The sequence below is a fragment of the Streptomyces sp. NPDC001744 genome, from assembly GCF_042892575.1.
Classification (GTDB): domain Bacteria; phylum Actinomycetota; class Actinomycetes; order Streptomycetales; family Streptomycetaceae; genus Streptomyces.
In genome coordinates, this window is record NZ_JBIAUG010000056.1 from 1 (window position 1) to 1,097 (window position 1,097).

At 65.6% G+C, this 1,097-nt stretch carries 1 protein-coding gene and 1 pseudogene; both read right to left on the bottom strand.

Features of this window, described 5'->3' with window-relative positions:
• Positions 1–106 precede the first annotated feature (106 nt).
• Positions 107–877, bottom strand: coding sequence for a transposase family protein (locus tag ACFYZY_RS30015; protein WP_388700418.1), 771 nt, complete (start codon positions 875–877; stop codon positions 107–109).
• A 135-nt stretch (positions 878–1,012) separates the two neighbouring features.
• Positions 1,013–1,097 (bottom strand): annotated as a pseudogene (locus tag ACFYZY_RS30020) (IS5/IS1182 family transposase); the annotation flags it as partial.

Consider the following 1,097-nt stretch of genomic DNA (forward strand, 5'->3'; position numbering starts at 1 on the left):
GGAATCAACACCGCCAACGACCGGGGGCTCTGTCACGTCACCACCCCAGCTGACCAGGCCTTATAGTCCTTCAGGGGCAGGATGAAAAAGGCTCACTGAGCCGTTTTCATCCTGAATAGCCGCAGGTCAGCAGCGTGTGAACGGCCCGGACGATGGTGCTGATGCGACGGGTGGAGCATCTGGCCCGGCGGAGGATTCGCCAGGATTTCAGCTGTGCGAAGGCCCGTTCGCCAGGTGCCCGGAGTCGGGCGTGGTCGCGGTTGAACTGCTGGTAGTGCTCTGGCTGTTCGCGCTGGTGGTAGTAGGGGGTTCGGAAGGTGGCGCCGGCGCCCTGGTAGGCGCGGTCCGCGAGGACGAGGATCTGCCGGGTGAGACAGGCCTGGACGATGCCATGGGCGCGGGCCGCGGTCAGGTCGTGGGTGCGACCGGGTGTCGCGCGGGAGAACCATAGCGGTGTGCCGTCTGGGCGGGCGATGACCTGCACGTTCATGCCGTGCTTGCGGTGTTTCATCGAGTAGTACGGCTCGTCGGCGGCGATGCGGTCGATGGGGATCAGGGTGCCGTCGACGATGACGATGACGAAGTCGCCCTCGCCCAGGCCGGTCAGGGCCTCGTGCAGGCCAGGCGCCCATGCCGCGAGGACGTCGAGGGTCTCGTCGACGTAACGCCAGGCGGTGGCTGTCGAGATGCCGAAGCCAGCTGCCAGGGCGGGCAGCGGCTCGTTCTTGCGCAGGTGCACCAGCGCGAGCAGGGCCTGCCGGAAGCAGCCCAGCTTCCGCCACCGCGAACGGCGTTCACACCTTCGTGCGTAGATGAGCCAGGAAACGTGTTCAACCAGCTCATGCGGGACGTCGACCGTGGCACGATACGGGACCAAGCGAGGCTCCTCGGACGATGCGTGGTGCGTAGAGAACACCACCGCAACGACCAGGAGCCTCGTCTCGTTGCACACCCCCGCTGACCTGCCATTTCACCCCACAGAGACAGGATGAAAAGGGCTCACTGAGCGTTTTCAGCGTTGACGCTCCAGGGTGAGGACGGCTGCGGCGATGACGGTCATGCGATTGGGGCTGCAGCGGGCTTTGCGGAAAATGCGC